Here is a 557-nt window from a genome sequence, read left to right on the forward strand (position 1 = left end):
CTGATCGCGCCGGGTGCCCGGGGGCGGGCGCTGCTCGACTTCCGGCGGGGCCTGCTCGCGGAGAACCTCGCCCGCTCCCCGCAGTCCGCGCGCGCCGCCTACCGGCGTGCGCATGCCGGCGCCACGGCGCACGACGACCCGTTACTGCTGTCCTTCACCTGGCGCCACCTCGCCGGACTCGCGCTGCGCGAGGGCGAGTTGGCGGAGGCCCGGCACGGCTTCGCCGAATCCCTGCGTATCCGCGAGGAGCTGGGCTACCTCGTCGGCACGGCTCCGGCGCTGGCCTCCCTCGCCGACGCGGAGTCCGAACCGGAGGCGTCCCGTCTGCGCGCGGAGGCGGGCCGCCTGTTCCGCCTCCTGGGCGGCGTACCGACGTGGCTGGCGGAGCAGCTGACGCCGCCGGCGGCCACGGCCTGAGGGCGGGACCGGTGCCCGTCCGCTACGCGCCCGGGAAGTGGCTGCGGATCAGGGACTGCGCCGTCGGCAGGTCCTGTGCGGCCAGTGCGTCGAGCAGGGCGGTGTGCTGGGCGGCGTCCGCCAGGAGGTCGGTGCGCGGG

Annotated in this window: 2 pseudogenes; one reads left to right on the plus strand and one right to left on the minus strand. The window is 77.0% G+C overall.

The window, feature by feature from the left end:
- Nucleotides 1-417: pseudogene (locus tag HO151_RS05270) on the plus strand (hypothetical protein); the annotation flags it as partial.
- A gap of 22 nt (nt 418-439) precedes the next feature.
- Here the strand turns inward: HO151_RS05270 and HO151_RS07450 are convergent.
- Nucleotides 440-557: pseudogene (locus HO151_RS07450) on the minus strand (GntR family transcriptional regulator); the annotation flags it as partial.

It is taken from the genome of Streptomyces sp. 8P21H-1 (genome assembly GCF_013302945.1).